Source organism: Pseudomonas sp. ADPe (genome assembly GCF_014843515.1).
In the GTDB taxonomy this organism is placed as follows: Bacteria; Pseudomonadota; Gammaproteobacteria; order Pseudomonadales; family Pseudomonadaceae; genus Pseudomonas; species Pseudomonas citronellolis.
The window spans coordinates 1795876-1811799 of sequence record NZ_CP062122.1; the positions used below are offsets into that span (position 1 = coordinate 1795876).

15 protein-coding genes are annotated in these 15924 nt (G+C 68.3%); 6 read left to right on the forward strand and 9 right to left on the reverse strand.

Annotated features, from left to right (window positions below; all coding sequences use genetic code 11):
• Positions 1-3: 3 nt before the first annotated feature.
• Complete coding sequence (locus tag IG194_RS08145) at positions 4-1206, forward strand: glycosyltransferase family 4 protein (RefSeq protein ID WP_058487393.1); 1203 nt, start codon at positions 4-6, stop codon at positions 1204-1206.
• Here the strand turns inward: IG194_RS08145 and IG194_RS08150 are convergent, their stop codons facing one another.
• From IG194_RS08150 to slyD, 5 genes are all read right to left on the reverse strand, one after another.
• Complete coding sequence (locus IG194_RS08150; protein ID WP_058487394.1) at positions 1207-2166, reverse strand: DegV family protein; 960 nt, start codon at positions 2164-2166, stop codon at positions 1207-1209.
• A gap of 198 nt (positions 2167-2364) precedes the next feature.
• Positions 2365-3477 (reverse strand): NADH:flavin oxidoreductase, encoded by a 1113-nt coding sequence (locus tag IG194_RS08155; RefSeq protein WP_058487395.1) that lies wholly within the window; start codon positions 3475-3477, stop codon positions 2365-2367.
• 55 nt (positions 3478-3532) lie between these two features.
• Positions 3533-4126, reverse strand: a complete 594-nt coding sequence (locus IG194_RS08160) for a TetR/AcrR family transcriptional regulator (protein ID WP_009616035.1) — start codon at positions 4124-4126, stop codon at positions 3533-3535.
• Between the two features lie 213 nt (positions 4127-4339).
• Positions 4340-4822 (reverse strand): glutathione peroxidase, encoded by a 483-nt coding sequence (locus tag IG194_RS08165; RefSeq protein ID WP_009616034.1) that lies wholly within the window; start codon positions 4820-4822, stop codon positions 4340-4342.
• A gap of 203 nt (positions 4823-5025) precedes the next feature.
• A complete protein-coding gene (gene slyD / locus IG194_RS08170; RefSeq protein WP_009616033.1) occupies positions 5026-5511 on the reverse strand; it encodes a peptidylprolyl isomerase in 486 nt (161 codons plus the stop codon).
• Between slyD and IG194_RS08175 the strand changes: the two genes are divergently transcribed.
• From IG194_RS08175 to IG194_RS08190, 4 genes are all read left to right on the forward strand, one after another.
• On the forward strand, positions 5480-5815 hold the full coding sequence (locus IG194_RS08175; protein WP_081884745.1) for a DUF3565 domain-containing protein: 336 nt from the start codon (positions 5480-5482) through the stop codon (positions 5813-5815). The two genes, slyD and IG194_RS08175, sit on opposite strands and share 32 nt — an antisense overlap.
• Before the next feature lie 7 nt (positions 5816-5822).
• Positions 5823-7010: an acetate kinase gene (locus IG194_RS08180; protein WP_058487396.1), complete on the forward strand. Its 1188-nt coding sequence runs from the start codon at positions 5823-5825 to the stop codon at positions 7008-7010.
• A 59-nt stretch (positions 7011-7069) separates the two neighbouring features.
• A complete protein-coding gene (gene pta, locus IG194_RS08185; protein ID WP_043312677.1) occupies positions 7070-9193 on the forward strand; it encodes a phosphate acetyltransferase in 2124 nt (707 codons plus the stop codon).
• A gap of 127 nt (positions 9194-9320) precedes the next feature.
• Entirely contained in the window at positions 9321-10229 is a 909-nt protein-coding gene (locus IG194_RS08190; RefSeq protein WP_058487397.1) for an acyltransferase, read from the forward strand.
• Between the two features lie 299 nt (positions 10230-10528).
• Here IG194_RS08190 and IG194_RS08195 read toward each other — a convergent pair whose 3' ends face one another.
• From IG194_RS08195 to IG194_RS08205, 3 genes are all read right to left on the reverse strand, one after another.
• Complete coding sequence (locus tag IG194_RS08195; RefSeq protein ID WP_009616028.1) at positions 10529-11257, reverse strand: OmpA family protein; 729 nt, start codon at positions 11255-11257, stop codon at positions 10529-10531.
• A gap of 83 nt (positions 11258-11340) precedes the next feature.
• Positions 11341-11985 (reverse strand): MBL fold metallo-hydrolase, encoded by a 645-nt coding sequence (locus IG194_RS08200; protein WP_009616027.1) that lies wholly within the window; start codon positions 11983-11985, stop codon positions 11341-11343.
• A gap of 73 nt (positions 11986-12058) precedes the next feature.
• Positions 12059-13075 carry an AraC family transcriptional regulator gene (locus IG194_RS08205; protein WP_043312672.1) on the reverse strand — a complete coding sequence of 339 codons (1017 nt, stop codon included), beginning with the start codon at positions 13073-13075 and terminating at the stop codon, positions 12059-12061.
• Between the two features lie 123 nt (positions 13076-13198).
• On the opposite strand from IG194_RS08205, the gene IG194_RS08210 reads away from it, so the two are divergent.
• Complete coding sequence (locus IG194_RS08210; protein ID WP_043312670.1) at positions 13199-14038, forward strand: metal-dependent hydrolase; 840 nt, start codon at positions 13199-13201, stop codon at positions 14036-14038.
• A 930-nt stretch (positions 14039-14968) separates the two neighbouring features.
• On the opposite strand, the gene IG194_RS08215 is transcribed toward IG194_RS08210, so the two are convergent.
• Entirely contained in the window at positions 14969-15907 is a 939-nt protein-coding gene (locus IG194_RS08215) for an alpha/beta fold hydrolase (RefSeq protein WP_058487398.1), read from the reverse strand.
• Between the last annotated feature and the right edge of the window lie 17 nt (positions 15908-15924).

Sequence of the window (15924 nt, forward strand, 5' to 3'; positions counted from 1 at the left end):
TTCATGAGCACGACTCCCCTGCGCATCGCGCTGATCAGCGAAACCTTCCCGCCGGAAATCAACGGCGTGGCCAACACCCTCGGGCGCCTCGCCGCCGGGCTGCTGCAGCTCGGCCACCGGGTGCAGGTGGTGCGCCCGCGGCAGCACGTCGACGACGGCCGCCACAGCGACGACGAGCTGCTGCTCACCCGCGGCTGGCCGCTGCCCGGCTACCCCGGCCTGCAATGGGGCCAGTCGTGCCTGCACAAGCTGCTGCGGCACTGGCGGCGGCTGCGCCCGGACGTGCTCTACATCGCCACCGAGGGCCCGCTCGGGCTGGCCGCCCTGCGCGCCGCGCGGCGCCTGCGGATTCCCGCGCTGAGCGGCTTCCACACCAATTTCCAGCAGTACAGCGCGCACTACGGCCTGGGCCCGCTGACACGCCTGGTGACGGCCTACCTGCGCTGGTTCCACAACCGCACCCTGCGCACCCTGGTGCCCAGCGCCAGCCAGGCGCTGGAGCTGGAGCGCCGCGGCTTCGCCCACCTCGCCCAGCTGGCGCGCGGCGTGGATGGCCAGCTGTTCCAGCCCGGCCGCCGCGACGATGCCTTGCGCCGCGAGTGGGGCCTGGGCGAGCAGGACATCGCCGTGCTGCACGTCGGCCGCCTGGCCGCGGAGAAGAACCTCGGCCTGCTCGGCCGCGCTTTCAATCAACTGCGCGCCGCCCACCCGCAGCTGAAGCTGCGCCTGGTGATCGTCGGCGACGGCCCGCAGCGCGCGCAGCTCGCCCGCGACCTGCCGGACGCGATCTTCTGCGGCCTGCAACGCGGCGAGGAACTGGCCCGGCACTACGCCAGCGGCGACCTGTTCCTCTTCCCCAGCCTGTCGGAGACCTTCGGCAACGTGGTGCTGGAGGCGCTGGCCTCGGGCCTGGCGGTGGTCGCCTACGACCAGGCCGCCGCGGCCCAGCACATCCGCCACGGCCACGACGGCGCGCTGGCGATACCCGGCGACGAGGCCGATTTCATCGATGCCGCCAGTTGGCTGCTGGAAGACCGCGAGCACCTGCGCCGGGTGCGCCTGAACGCACGCCGGCACGCCGGCCGCCTGGAATGGCGCAGCATCGTCGAACGCTTCGAGGGCTACCTGCTGGAGGCCATACGCCAGCCGCTGCCGGCGCCGGCCAACGGCACCGGCGCGCTGGGCGCCGATACCGTGCGCAAGTGATCAGGCGAAGGGCTTGGGCTCGGCGGCGAACGACAGGCTCATGGCCCCGGCGCCGAGGTTGATGCCCCCGGTCGGGCTGAGCATGCCCAGGTGCATGGCGATGCCGCGCTTGCCGCAGGCCTGCTCCAGCGCCTCGAAGCCCGGCAGGTCGCGCAGCGCCGAAGGGTCGCCGGCGTAGCTCAGGCCGACGTGCGGGGCCAGCAGTTCGCCGGCCTCCACCCGCGCGCGGGCGAAGTTGAGCAGGCGCTCGGCGGACTTCTCGTAGTTCGGCGACACCGACACCGGCTTGTCCTCGCCCTGCACCAGGCTCAGCACCGGCTTCATGTCGAGCATCGAGCCGATGCCGAGGAAGGCGCCGCGCAGGCGGTCGCCAATGCTGCTGCGGTCGCCCTTCTGGAAACCGCGGCGACGCACGTGGCCCAGGTCGTTGGCGACCAGGAAGGTGTTCATCTGCTGGCTCAGCTGCTCCAGGCGCGTGCGGATGGCGTTGGGGTGCTGGTCCTCGCCGAGCAGGCGCGCGCCTTCGGCGGCCAGCACCGCCAGGCCGGCGAACACCGTCTGGCTGTCCACCACGCGCAGCGCGAAGGGGCCGTTGATGCCGGCCGCGGCGCGTTTCTCGCGGTAGTTCTGCAGCAGGCCGAAGGAGGCCTGGGTGGCGTTGTCGAAGATCGGACTGCGCGCACTGCTGACGGTCAGGCAGATGACGTAGTCGAAGTCGGTGACCAGCTGTTCCAGGAACCAGGCCTGGGTTTCCACGGCGGTCAGCGGTTCGCTGCCGTCTTCCGGGGCGACCTTGGGCAGGTCCTCGGCGTAGAAGCGCAGGGTGGTGTCGGGGTCGCGATCGTCGATGATGCGCCGCTGGCCCACCCGGATACCGATGGGCAGGACGCGGATGTTGTTGGCAGCGAGGAATTCGGGGGGCAGGTCGCAGGTCGCATCCACCACCAGGCCGATCCGCATGGCTTAGCTCCTTTGGCCGTGTGCCGGCCTATTGTTGTGTGTTAGCCGCCCTACAATGCCTGTTTCCGACCTTCAAGTCAGCAGATCGGAAGGCCTACTTCGGAAAAGATTTGTAAATTTGGCGGAAATGGCCTTAGGAAAAGGACAAAAGAAACCGCCCGGGGAAGTGCCCCGGGCGGTCTTGTCGGTCCGCGGCGATCAGGCCAGGGACATCAGCGCATCGCGGCTGAACGGCTTGATGTCGGCCAGGCGGCCGTCGCGCACCTTCAACGCCCAGTCCGGGTCCACCAGCAGCGCGCGGCCCACCGCCACCAGGTCGAACTCCTGCTTGCCCAGGCGCTCCAGCAGGCCCTCGATGCCCGAAGGCTGGGCCACTTCGTCGGTCTTGCCGAAGAAGGCCAGGAACTCACTGCCGTCCAGGCCGACGTTGCCCACGGTGATGGTCGGCTTGCCGGTGAGCTGGCGCGTCCAGCCGGCCAGGTTGAGGTCCGAGCCTTCGAACTCGGGAATCCAGAAGCGGCGGGTCGAGCAGTGGAAGATGTCCACGCCGGCCTCGGACAGCGGCTTGAGGAACGCCGCCAGTTCTTCCGGGGTCTGCACCAGGCGCGCGGCGTAGTCCTGCTGCTTCCACTGCGAGAAGCGGAAGATGATCGGGTAGTCCGGGCCCACCGCCTCGCGCACGGCGCGGATCAGCTCGATGGCGAAGCGCGAGCGGTTGGCCAGGCTGCCGCCGTATTCGTCGGTGCGCTTGTTGCTGCCGTCCCAGAAGAACTGGTCGATCAGGTAGCCGTGGGCGCCGTGGATCTCCACGCCGTCCATGCCGATGGCCTTGGCGTCGCGGGCGGCCTGGGCGAAGGCGGCGATGACGTCCTGGATGTCTTCCCTGGTCATTTCATGGACCAGCACCTGGCCGTCCTTGACCTTGCCGCTGGGGCCGTAGCCGGGGACGCTGGCGTCCGGCTCCACGCCCAGGCGGCGCACGGAACCCACGTGCCACAGCTGCGGGACGATCTTGCCGCCTTCGGCGTGCACCGCGTCGACCACCTGCTTCCAGCCGGCCAGGGCGTCCTCGCCGTAGAAGCGCGGCACGTTCGGATAGCCGTTGGCGGCCTTGTGGCCGACGGTGGTGCCTTCGGTGACGATCAGGCCGACGCCGGCGGCGGCGCGGCGGCGGTAATACTCCACCACCTGGGCGTGGGGCACGCCGCCCGGGCTGAAGTTGCGGGTCATCGGGGCCATGACCACGCGGGTCGGCAGCTCCAGGTTGCCGAGGCGGAAGGGCTGGAACAGGCTCTCTACGGATGCGCTCACGAAGGTTCTCCAGGGGCGGCCGGGCGGCCCGTCCCGTCAGTGGGTTGCATGATGTTCAGGCCGCCAGCACCCGCTCCAGGCGGGCGATGAAGGCTTCCATGGGTTGCAGCGAGCCGCTCGCCTTCAGCCGCCCCAGCACGCCCTGCCAGGCGTTGGCGATGAAGTTGGCGAGGTTCTCGCAGTCCTCGTCCGCGGCCAGCTCGCCGGCGCGCTGCGCCTCGGCCAGGCAGTCGCGGAGGATGTCGGCGCCGCGCTGGAGGATGGCGTCGACCTGGGCGCCGATGGCCGGCGACAGTTCGGCCATCTCGAAGCTGAGGCTGCCGATGAAGCAGTGGTACTCGGCCTTCTCCTGGCGGGCGAAGTGCGCCAGCAGCTCGGCGTAGTAGCCGAGGATGCGCGCGCGCGGGCCCAGCGCCGGGTTGCCCAGGGCCTCGGCGTAGCGCTGCAGGCGCGAGCCGTAGATGTGCTCCAGGGCCTGCAGGGCGAAGTCTTCCTTGCTCTCGAAGTAGTGGTAGAAGGAGCCCTTGGGAATGCCCGCGGCCTGGACGATGTCCTGCACCCCGGTGCCGTGGTAGCCGCAGCGGGTCATGACCGCCGAGCCCTTGGCCAGGATGAGGTCGCGCTTGTCGAGTCGGATGCTGGTGTTCATGGGGCGCAGGATATGACCGGTCGTCTCGCCCTGCCCAGCACTATTGATGGCGGTGATTCTGTGCCACAGGCAGCGGCTTCAGTGCCAGCTGACGTGCCGCTCCAGCGCGAAGCGCAGGCGCACCTCGTCGAAGCCCTCCATGGGAGGGCTGGCATGGATGAGGGAAATGCCGGCAGGATTGGCGCAAGCGCCCTCTCCTGCCGGTGCGCGGGCTCAGCCCAGGGCCTTCTCGATGGCCTGCACCAGGGCCGCGTCGTCCGGCGCGGTGCGCGGGCTGAAGCGCGCCAGCACGCGGCCGTCGGGGGCGAGCAGGAACTTCTCGAAGTTCCAGGTGATGTCGCCGGGGAACTCGGCGCCCTCGCCCGCCAGCAGGCGGTACAGCGGATGGCGCTCGGGGCCGTTGACCTCGAGCTTGGCCGACATCGGGAAGCTGACGCCGTAGTTCAGCGAGCAGAACGACTGGATGTCCGCCTCGCTGCCCGGCTCCTGGCCGGCGAACTGGTTGCAGGGCAGGCCCAGGACCACGAAGCCGCGGTCGCGGTATTGCTGGTAGAGCTTCTCCAGCCCGGCGTACTGCGGGGTCAGACCACACCTGGAGGCGACGTTCACCACCAGCACCACCTTGCCCTTCAATGGGGAGAGCGGCAGATCCTGGCCATCCAGGCCACGCAGAGTCAGATCGTGAAAAGCGCTCATTGGAGTACTCCTTGAATGAAATAGGCACACGAAGTGCCGTGCGCCCGGCCGGACAAGTCGTCCACGCGGCGCATCCCAGTCGGTTCGGGAAAAAGGCCCAGCGTCCGTGCATGCGAAAGGCGCCCTCAGGCGCCTTTCACGGGTACAAGCTTAGCAGCTCCGACCGGGTGTCACCGGGCCATCAATCGGCCCGACGAAACACCTCAGTGGTGGTGGCCGCCCTCGCCATGGATGTGGCCGTGGGCGACTTCTTCCTCGGAAGCTTCGCGCACGTTGACCACCTTGACCTTGAAGTTCAGGCGCTGGCCGGCCAGCGGGTGGTTGCCGTCGACGGTGACGTCGTCGCCGTCGATGTCGCGGATGGTGACGATCTGCATGCCGCCGTCCGGAGCGGAAGCGTGGAATTGCATGCCGACCTGCAGCTCGTCGACGCCTTCGAACATCTCGCGGCTCAGGGTGGCGACCAGCTCGGCGCTGTATTCGCCGTAGGCTTCGCCCGGCTCGATGGCTACGTCCAGCTCGTCGCCGACCTGCTTGCCTTCCAGGGCCTTCTCCAGACCGGAGATGATGTTGCCGGCACCATGCAGGTACACCAGCGGAGCGCCGCCGGCGGAACTGTCGATGACCTCACCTGCGTCGTTGGTCAGGGTATAGTCGATGGAAACCGCCTTGTTGGCTGCGATCTGCATGGGGAAGAACCTTTCGGAAAAAGAAGTTGAGCGGACAAGTCTACGCCGGGCCGGGGATGAAAGCGACCCGAAGGCGGACGGATGGCCCGTGCGCGAGCCGCCGCGCCTGCTTGACTTCCATCAGGACGAGGACGGCCACTGGGTGGCAGTGTTGTCCTGCGGCCACACCCAGCACCTGCGCCACCAGCCGCCCTGGCAGTCGCGCCCCTGGGTGCTGGACGCAAAGGCCCGCGCGGCGCTGATCGGCCGGCCCTTCGCCTGCGGCTGGTGCGCCCGGGCAACCCACTCCGACGACAAGGACTGAGACGAGCATGGCGGCACGCAACATCCTGGTAATCAACTGCGGCAGTTCCTCGATCAAGTTCGCCCTGGCCGGCGAGGACCGCGAGGGCTTCGTCCTGCACGGCCTGGCCGAGCGCCTGGGCGAGCCCGGCGCGGTGCTCGGCTGGGTGCGCGGCGGCCAGCGCGACAGCCTGGAACTGGGCGACGGCGCCGGCCACGAAGTCGCCCTGGCGCGCCTGCTGCCGCTGGTGGAGCAGGCCGTGAAGGGCCCGCTGCACGCCATCGGCCACCGCGTGGTGCACGGCGGCGAGCGCTTCACCCAGGCCTGCCGGATCGACGCCGAGGTGCTCCAGGCGATCCGCGACACCGTGCCCCTGGCGCCGCTGCACAACCCGGCCAACCTGCTGGGCATCGAAGCGGCCATGGCGCTTTATCCACAGCTGCCCCACGTCGCCGTGTTCGACACCGCCTTCCACCAGAGCCTGCCGCCGCGCGCCTACCGCTACGCCCTGCCGGAGCCGCTGTACCGCGAGCAGCACGTGCGCCGCTACGGCTTCCACGGCACCAGCCACCGCTACGTCAGCCACCGCGCCGCCGAGATCAGCGGCCTGGCCCTGGGCGACAGCTACTGGATATCCGCGCACCTGGGCAACGGCAGCTCCACCTGCGCCATCGCCGAGGGCCAGAGCCGCGACACCAGCATGGGCCTGACGCCCCTGGAAGGCCTGGTGATGGGCACCCGCAGCGGCGACGTCGACCCCAACCTGCACAGCCACCTGGCGCGCACCCTGGGCTGGAGCCTGGAGAAGATCGACCACATGCTCAACCACGACAGCGGCCTGCTCGGGCTGTCCGGCCTGTCCAACGACATGCGCACCCTGGAGCACGCCCGCGAGCAGGGTCATGCCAACGCGGCGCTGGCCATCGAGGTGTTCTGCTACCGCCTGGCCAAGTCCCTGGCGGCCATGACCTGCGCCCTGCCGCGCCTGGACGGGCTGATCTTCACCGGCGGCATCGGCGAGAACTCGCCCCTGGTGCGCAACCTCACGGTGCAGCACCTGCACGTGATGAACCTGCAGCTCGACGGCGAGGCCAATGCCCGCTGCGTGCGCGGCGTCGAGGGGCCGATCCACGCCCTGGGCCATCCGCGGGTGCTGGTGATCCCGACCAACGAGGAACGCCAGATCGCCCTCGACACCCTGGCCGTGCTCGGCTGAAGATTGCCTCCCCGGCCCCACAAGGGCCGCAGCGAACCCGAACGGCTTAAGGAGCCCGGATGCATACCTTCTTCATCGCCCCGACCGGCTTTGGCGTCGGCCTCACTTCCATCAGCCTCGGGCTGATCCGCGCCCTGCAGCGCGCCGGCCTGAAGGTCGGCTTCTACAAACCCATCGCCCAGCCGCAGCCCGGCGACGACGGCCCGGAGCGCTCCAGCGAACTGGTAGCCCGCACCCACGGCCTCAAGCCGCCCACCCCGCTGCCCCTGGGCAAGGTCGAGCGGATGCTCGGCGACGGCCTGCTGGACGACCTGCTCGAAGGCATCATCCACGAGTACCGGGCCGCCGCCGAAGGCCAGGACGTGATGATCATCGAGGGCATGGTCCCCACCCGCCACGTCAGCTACGCCGCGCGCATCAACTTCCACCTGGCCAAGAGCACCGACGCCGAGGTCATCCTGGTCTCGGCGCCGGAGAACGAGACGCTCAACGAGCTGTGCGACCGCCTGGAGATCCAGGCCCAGCTGTTCGGCGGCGCCCACGACCCGAAGCTGCTCGGGGTGATCCTCAACAAGGTCCGCGACGTCGACGAGGAAGGCCGCCCGCTGGAAGGCGAGGCCGCCGCCCAGCGCTTCGCCTCGCGCCTGAGCGAGCACTCGGCGCTGATGCGCGGCGGCGAGTTCCGCCTGCTCGGCTGCATCCCCTGGCAGGACGACCTCAACGCCCCGCGCACCCGCGACGTGGCCGACCTGCTCAACGCCAGCGTGCTCAACGCCGGCGACTACGAGCAGCGCCGGGTGCAGAAGATCATCCTCTGCGCGCCCTCGGCGCCGAACACCGTGCACCTGCTCAAGCCCGGCGTGCTGGTGGTGGTGCCGGGCGACCGCGACGACATCATCCTCGCCGCCTGCCTGGCGGCGATGAACGGCGTGCCCCTGGCCGGCCTGCTGCTGTGCAGCGGCCTGGCGCCGGACGCGCGGATCATGGAGCTGTGCCGCAGCGCCCTGCAGAGCGGCCTGCCGGTGCTGACGGTGAACACCGGCTCCTACGACACCGCCGGCGACCTCACGCGGATGAACAAGGAAATCCCCATCGACGACCGCGAGCGCGCCGAGCACGTCACCGAGTACGTCGCCGGGCACATCGACTTCGAATGGCTGCGCGAGCGCTGCGGCGCGCCCCACGAGCCGCGCCTGTCGCCGCCGGTGTTCCGCTACCAGTTGACGCAGCGCGCCGCCCGCGCCGGCAAGCGCATCGTCCTGCCCGAGGGCAGCGAGCCGCGCACCGTGCAGGCGGCGGTGATCTGCCACGCCCGCGGCATCGCCCGCTGCGTGCTGCTGGCCAAGCCCGACGACGTCCAGGCGGTGGCGCAGATGCTCGGCATCGCCCTGCCGGCGGACCTGGAGGTCATCGACCCGGACTTAGTGCGCAGCCGCTACGTCGAGCCCATGGTGACGCTGCGCAAGGGCAAGAACCTCAACGCGCCCATGGCCGAGCAGCAGCTGGAAGACAACGTGGTGCTGGGCACCATGATGCTCGCCCTGGAAGAGGTGGACGGCCTGGTCTCCGGCGCCATCCACACCACCGCCAACACCATCCGCCCGGCGCTGCAGTTGATCAAGACCGCGCCGGGCTACAACCTGGTGTCCTCGGTGTTCTTCATGCTGCTGCCCGACCAGGTGGTGGTCTACGGCGACTGCGCGGTGAATCCCGATCCTTCGGCCAGTGACCTGGCGGAGATCGCCCTGCAGAGTGCCGACTCGGCGCAGGCCTTCGGCATCGTCCCGCGGGTGGCGATGATCAGCTACTCCACGGGGGACTCGGGAACCGGCGCGGATGTCGAGAAAGTGCGGGAAGCGACACGCATCGCGCAGGAAAAACGCCCCGATCTGTTGATCGACGGGCCCTTGCAGTATGATGCCGCCGCCGTCGCCGGCGTCGGCCGCCAGAAGGCCCCCGACAGCCCGGTGGCCGGCCGCGCCACGGTGTACGTGTTCCCCGACCTGAACACCGGGAACACCACCTACAAGGCGGTGCAGCGCAGCGCCGACTGCATCAGCATCGGCCCCATGCTGCAAGGCTTGCGCAAGCCGGTGAACGACCTGTCGCGCGGCGCCCTGGTGGAAGACATCGTCTACACCATCGCGCTCACCGCGATCCAGGCCGACACGCAACAGACCTGACTCCAAGGAGGGCCGCCCGCGGGCGGCCCAGGCCAACGCCGGCACAGGAAGGTGCCACCCGAAACGACGGGGCCGGAACCCCGACCACGCGCCGCCGCCGAGCGTCGCCCATGTACAAGGAACATCCATGCTCAACTTCCTTCCCCATGCCCTGCGCGGCTCGCTCGCCGGCCTGCTGCTGATCCTCAGCACCCTGTGCTGGTGCGTCCCGCTGTTCGGCATGACGCTGTTCAAGCTGCTGCTGCCCTTCGCCCCGGCCCAGGCGGTTTGCCGGCGGATCATGGGGCTGATCGCCGAAGGCTGGATCAGTTGCAACAAGGGCTGGATGAACCTGGTGCAGCGCACCGGCTGGAACGTCCAGGGCCTGGAAGGCCTGGAGTACGACCATTCCTACCTGGTCACCAGCAACCACCAGAGCTGGGTCGACATCCTCGTCCTGCAGTACCAGCTCAACCGGCGCATCCCGCTGCTGCGCTTCTTCCTCAAGCAGCAGCTGATCTGGGTGCCCGTCATCGGCCTGTGCTGGTGGGCGCTGGATTTCCCCTTCATGAAGCGCTACAGCAAGGCCTACCTGGCGAAACACCCGGAGAAGCAGGGCCAGGACCTGGCCACCACCCGCAAGGCCTGCGCCAAGTTCAAGCGCATCCCGGTGGCCATCTTCAACTTCCTCGAAGGCACCCGCTTCACCCGCGCCAAGCACGACGAGCAGGGCTCGCCGTTCCAGCACCTGCTCAAGCCCAAGGCCGGCGGCATCGCCTTCGTCCTCGACGCCATGGGCGAGCAGCTGCGCACCCTGGTCAACGTGACCATCCACTACCCCGACGGCAGCCCGACCTTCTGGTGCCTGCTGTCCGGGCGCCTGAAGCGCGTGGTGGTGCGCTTCGAGGAGCTGGAGATCCCGCGGCAGTTCATCGGCAAGAGCTACGACCAGGATGCGGATTACCGGGCGGAGTTCCAGCGCTGGGTGAACCAGCTGTGGGAGCGCAAGGATCAGGTGCTGGCGCAGTTGCACCGGGAGTATCCGGCTGGGGCTTGAGGGGGGCGCTTTTCGGGTGGGGCCGCATACGCCGAGGCGCTTTTCGTAGGATGGGTTGAGCTTGCGATACCCATCGGACCCTGGTGATGGGTATCGCTTCGCTCAACCCATCCTACGGGGCTTGGCGCGGGTTGTGGTGAAGGTGAAACGGCGGATAACCGCGAACGGTTATCCGCCCTACGTCACGGTCAAGCCTGGCGTAGGGCGCCGACCACGCCGGACGCCCCGGTGGCACGACCAATACCCCTGTCCCAACAAAAAGCCCGCCAACCGGCGGGCTTTCTTCATCCAGGCAACGCTTACTGATACTGCTGCTGGCCACCCTGCGGCGCGGTGCCCTGGGCGCCCGGCAGGGCCTTCAGGTTCACCTCGACGCGACGGTTCTGCGCACGACCATCAGCAGTGGAGTTACTGGCAATCGGCTGGTCCGGCCCCATGCCGCGGGTGCTCACGCGGGTGCCGTCGACGCCTTGCGAAGTCAGGTAGGTCGCCACGCTCTGCGCCCGGCGCTGCGACAGGTCCATGTTGTGCTGGCGGCTGCCGGTGCTGTCGGTGTAGCCGACGATCTCGATGCTGTTCTGGTTGAACTGCTTGAAGGAGTTCGCCAGGTTGTTCAGCGGCGCGTAGAAGGACGGAGCGATGTTCGCCGAATCGGTGGCGAAGGTGATGTTGCCCGGCATGATCAGCTTGATGTCATCGCCCTGGCGCTGCACCTGCACGCCGGTGCCCTGCATCTGCTGGCGCAGCTGGGCTTCCTGCTTGTCGGCGTAGTAGCCGTAGCCGGCGCCGGCCATGCCGGCCACCGCGGCGCCGATCAGCGCGCCCTTGCCGCGGTTGTCGTGGTTGATCGCCGCGCCGGCCACGGCGCCGGCCAGCGCGCCCAGGCCGCCGTACTTGGCGGTCTTGCTCACGCCGCCCTCCTGGGGGACCTGGGTGTTGGGGTCATAGGGATTCTGCGAGGCGCAACCAGCCATGAGAGCGAAGGCGGTGACGGCCGCGACCATGGACAGACGACGTGCGGTGAACATGAAGGAGGACTCCTTGAAAGCGATACGCCCTTTCCCGGGCGGCAGGTTAGAGCTTGGAACGTGCAAAAGATTCCACAACAACCTTAAGCACGAATGAACGGATTCTCGCGCATTTCATCGCCCAGGCGCGTGTCCGGGCCGTGGCCGGTAACCACGGTGGCCTCCTCGTCCAGGCTGTACAGGCGCTGTTTGATCGAGCGCTCGATGGTGGCGTAGTCGCCGCCCCACAGGTCGGTGCGGCCGATGCCGCGGCGGAACAGGGTGTCGCCGGCGATCAGCAGCCTGGCGCCGGGGAACCAGAAGCTCATCGAGCCCGGCGTGTGCCCCGGGGTATGCAGCGCCACGCCGCAGCCGCAGGCCAGTTCCTCGTCGTCCTGCAGCCACTGGTCCGGCGACGGCACCGGCTTGTAGGGCACGCCGAACATGCGGCACTGCATCTCCAGGTTGTCCCAGAGGAACTGGTCGCCCTGGTGCAGGTGCAGGGTGGCGCCGGTCTTCTCCTTCATCTGCCCGGAGGCGAGGAAGTGATCCAGGTGCGCATGGGTGTGGATGATGCTGACGACCTTGAGGCCCAGGGCGTCGAGGCGCTGCAGGATCAGCTCGTGGTCGCCACCCGGGTCGACCACGATGGCCTTCTTCGTCACGGGGTCGCCGATGATGGTGCAGTTGCACTGCAGGGGGCCGACGGGGAAGGTTTCGCGGATCAGCGCGGGCTGGGCGGCGTCCATGGGGTATTTCCTGGCAGGTTTCGACAAACGCCAAGGGTGACGGCAAAGCCGCTGCGCTTCAACTCCCCCGTGTTCAGTCGGCGCGGTAGTCGGTGGGCAGCTTGCCGGTCCACTTGCGGAACGCCCGGCGGAAGTTCGACGGGTCGTTGAAGCCCAGCAGCAGGGCGATCTCGTACAGCGGCAGGTGGGTGGTGGTGAGGTATTGCAGGGCCAGGCGCTTGCGCACGTCGTCCAGCACCTGCTGGTAGGTGGTGCCCAGGCTGGACAGGTGCCGGCGCAGGCTGCGGCCGCTGGTGTGCAGCTCGCGGGCGGCGGTGTCCAGGTCGGGGAACTCGCCGGGGCGCGCCAGCAGCAGGCGGCGGATGCGGGTGAGCAGGCCTTCCTGCACGTCCAGGCTGGCCAGCAGCGCCTCGCACTGCTGCTCGCACATCTGCACCGTGGCCGGGTTGGCCAGGGCCATGGGGCGGTTGAGGTATTCCCGCGGCAGGCTGATGAAGTGGAACGGCTGGTCGAAGGCCGCCGCCACGCCGAACACCTCGGTGTAGCGCTCGGCGTAGGGCGGCGCGGGGAAGGCGAAGCCGACCTCCACGCCCTGCAACGGCTCGCCGACCAGGAAGCGGGCGATGGTGTACAGGCTGGTCATCAGGCCCTCGCCGGCGAAGCGCTGCATGGGCCCCAAGGGGATCGACTCGCTGGCGCGCAGCTGCGAGCGATCCTGCTCCTCGACGCGCTCCAGGTCGTAGGCCAGGCCCAGCACGCGGTAGTACTTGAGGGCGAAGTCGATGGCCTTTTCCAGGTTGGCGCTGGACAGCACCGCGTAGCCGAGGATGCCGTGGGTGGAGACGTTCAGGCGCTGGCCCAGCAGCAGGCCGAAGGCCGGCTCGCCGCAGTTGGCCAGGGCGGCGCCGGCGAGCAGGTTGAAGTCGACGAAGGACAGGCGCCCGGCCGGGCTTTGCAGCACCTCAGGGCGCACCCGGGCCAGTTCGAACAGGCGCTGGCGCGGCACGCCGAGCTCCTCGGCGAGGTCGAGCAGGGCCTGGGCGTAGGCCACGGGAACCAGTTCGGCGGTGAAGTTGAGCGGTTGCTTCATGGGCTTCTTCTTGTTCTGACCGCTGGCCGGATATGACCGGAAAGTTGGCAGAAGATAACCTTGTGAGCCTTCCCCCGCAAGCCCAAGATCGGTGTCATGGAAACCCACAACAATGGAGCCGTCATGGCCAGCACGACCCCCGCAGGACTGGAAATCAAGCCACGGCACATGGACTTCGAGCTGCCCGATCCGCTGCCGCGCCACTGGCACGGCGGGGACGCCTTCAAGTCGCACCTGTTCGACGCCATGTCGGTGCTGTTCCCCGACGGCGAGCGCTTCTTCATCGACTCGGTGCGCAACTTCCGCGAGCAGATCGCCGACCCGCTGCTCAAGGAGCAGATCCGCGGCTTCATCGGCCAGGAAGGCCACCACAGCCGCGAACACCTGGTGTACAGCCAGCGCCTGAAGGACCAGGGCTACGACATCACGCGCATCGAGAAACTGGCCCAGGCGCGCATCCGCTACACCCAGAAGAAGTTCAGCACCCGCCGCCAACTGGCGGCCACCGCGGCGCTGGAGCACATCACCGCGATCATGGCCAACGGCCTGCTCACCAACCCGCGCACTCTGGAGGGCGCCGAGCCGGTGATGCAACGCCTGTGGCGCTGGCACGCGCTGGAGGAAACCGAGCACAAGGCGGTGGCCTTCGACGTCTACAACCAGGTCTGCGGCAGCCGCCGCCTGCTGCGCCGGGCGATGGTGATGGCGACCTTCTTCTTCGTCCTCGACACCTTCCGCGGCCTGGTGCACATGCTCAAGCGCGACGGCCTGCTGTGGAACTGGCGCGTCTGGCGCGACGGCCTGAAATGGAGCTGGGGCAAGGACGGCGTGTTCCGCCCGCTGCTGCGCGAATACCGCGACTTCTTCCGCAAGGACTTCCACCCGTGGCAGCACGACAACCTCGACCTGCTGTACCAGGTGCGCAAGGAATACGATCCGCAGCCGATGGCGCATGCGGGCTGATTCCGGCTTTCCCACAACGCCCCGCCTCGTCGGGGCGTTGGTGTTACGGCTTTTCGTAGGATGGCGTTGAGCGAAGCGATACCCATCACCATGGCCCGATGGGTTTCGCAAGCTCAACCCATCCTACGAAAAGCGCCTCGGCGCAGCCTGCGCCTATGTCCGCACGAGAGGCGTTTCCCCTGCACAACGAAAAAGCCCCGGCGAACCGGTAATGCTGTTCACTTAAGCGATATGTGGTGGTTCAGCGAAGGTGCGCCAGCCTGGCTTCGCTCCCTCACCCCAGCCCTCTCCCAAAGGGAGAGGGGGCTGTTCGGAGCGTGCGGGGAGTTCGGCGTCATCCCGGAACGCCTGCCTCCTCTCGTCATTCCCGAGAACGCGAACCCTGGGTTCGCGAGCAAGCTCGCTCCTACGAAAAGCCAAAGCGCATTCGCTCTGGCTTTTGGGCTTCCAGAGAAATACCCGAGCGCACCGGAACGCCCCTTCAGAAGGCCGAACGAAACCCGCGCTCAGGAGGTCATGCGACATGGATGTCGCGAGAGCCCCGATGGGCTACAGGGACGTACCCTCGGGGCGGGCCTCCGTGGCGGGGGAATTCGCGAGGGTAGCCCGGCTCCATCGGGCCCGTATGTCGGGGCAAGCCTTTTTGGTTCCTTTTGTGGCGTTTGACAAAAGGGACTCGCCCGAGGGGGCGAAACAAGACGGTCGGGCAGACTCGGTGCGGCGCAGAAACACCCAAGCCAAGGCAACTGGGTTATTCCCCTTCAGTATTGTTCGCGGCAATGACGAGGTTAAGGCCGGAGTGGGGCAAGCTTCGCGAGCCAAGCCATAACCCCAAATGAAAAATACCGTTTCCCCCAGGCAGAGAAACGGCATCCTTTCTTAAGTGAACAGCATTACCGGCGAACCGGGGCTTTTTCATCGCAGGCCCGATCAGGCATGCAGAAAGCGCAACGCATCCGCCGCCGTCTGCTGCGGAATCTCCTCCATGGGAATGTGGCCCACCCCGGGATAAGTCTTCACCTGGATGCCCGGCAGGTCGCGCTGCCACAGCGGCACGTGCTTCGGCGAAATCCAGCGGTCGCGCTCGCCCCACATCAGCAGCGTCGGCGCCTTGAGCTGCGCCACCCGCGCCGGGGTGCCCGGCAGTTCCTCGCGGTTGGCCTTCACCAGCACGCGGAAGATGTCGATCATGGCGCGGCGGTTGCCCGGGCGGCGGCTGATGTCGTAGTAGCGATCGACCACCCCGGGCTGGATGCGCTGCGGGTTGCCGTAGACCTCCCTGATCCCCTGAGCCACCAGGGCCCGCGGCATCCAGGCCGGCATCAGCAGGCCGGCGCCGGGCAGCGCGGCGCTGGCGATCATCAGCGGCACCTTCTGCATGTGGTAGCCGGCCGGGTCGATCAGGATCAGCCGCTCCACCCTGTGCGGCTGGGCCAGGGCGTAGTTCCAGGCGATGTAGCCGCCCAGGGAGTTGCCGGCGATGGACACCTTGTCCAGCCCCAGGCGTTCGAGGAACAGGCCGAACACCTTTACCAGGCGCTCGCCGCTGTAGTCGCGGTCGCGGCCGCCGCCGGTGAGGCCGAAGCCGGGCACGTCGAGGCGGACGATGCGGAAGTGCCGGCCCATCTCCGCCACCCAGCCGTCCCAGGTGTGCAGCGACGCCATCACCCCGTGCACCAGCACCAGCACCGGCTTGTCGCGGCCGCCCTCGTCGCGGTAGTGGATCGGGAAGCCGTCCACCTCGATGAAGCGCGAACCGGCCTCGCTCGGGGCGTAGCGGTCGATCAGGGCTTCCAGCGGCAGGGCGCCGAAGCCCAGGCGGGCGAAGCCGGCCGCCAGCGGCGGTTGCAGGCTGTAGGTTGCGGACATGGGGCACTCCGGTGCGC

Coding starts and splice junctions, on each gene's coding strand:
- IG194_RS08165 (WP_009616034.1), bottom strand. CDS start 4,822: ATGAGCGCTTTTCACGATCTGACTCTGCGTGGCCTGGATGGCCAGGAT.
- slyD (WP_009616033.1), bottom strand. CDS start 5,511: ATGCAGATCGCAGCCAACAAGGCGGTTTCCATCGACTATACCCTGACC.
- IG194_RS08205 (WP_043312672.1), bottom strand. CDS start 13,075: ATGAAGCAACCGCTCAACTTCACCGCCGAACTGGTTCCCGTGGCCTAC.
- IG194_RS08190 (WP_058487397.1), top strand. CDS start 9,321: ATGCTCAACTTCCTTCCCCATGCCCTGCGCGGCTCGCTCGCCGGCCTG.
- IG194_RS08210 (WP_043312670.1), top strand. CDS start 13,199: ATGGCCAGCACGACCCCCGCAGGACTGGAAATCAAGCCACGGCACATG.
- IG194_RS08150 (WP_058487394.1), bottom strand. CDS start 2,166: ATGCGGATCGGCCTGGTGGTGGATGCGACCTGCGACCTGCCCCCCGAA.
- IG194_RS08195 (WP_009616028.1), bottom strand. CDS start 11,257: ATGTTCACCGCACGTCGTCTGTCCATGGTCGCGGCCGTCACCGCCTTC.
- IG194_RS08200 (WP_009616027.1), bottom strand. CDS start 11,985: ATGGACGCCGCCCAGCCCGCGCTGATCCGCGAAACCTTCCCCGTCGGC.
- IG194_RS08215 (WP_058487398.1), bottom strand. CDS start 15,907: ATGTCCGCAACCTACAGCCTGCAACCGCCGCTGGCGGCCGGCTTCGCC.
- pta (WP_043312677.1), top strand. CDS start 7,070: ATGCATACCTTCTTCATCGCCCCGACCGGCTTTGGCGTCGGCCTCACT.
- IG194_RS08145 (WP_058487393.1), top strand. CDS start 4: ATGAGCACGACTCCCCTGCGCATCGCGCTGATCAGCGAAACCTTCCCG.
- IG194_RS08160 (WP_009616035.1), bottom strand. CDS start 4,126: ATGAACACCAGCATCCGACTCGACAAGCGCGACCTCATCCTGGCCAAG.
- IG194_RS08180 (WP_058487396.1), top strand. CDS start 5,823: ATGGCGGCACGCAACATCCTGGTAATCAACTGCGGCAGTTCCTCGATC.
- IG194_RS08175 (WP_081884745.1), top strand. CDS start 5,480: ATGGAAACCGCCTTGTTGGCTGCGATCTGCATGGGGAAGAACCTTTCG.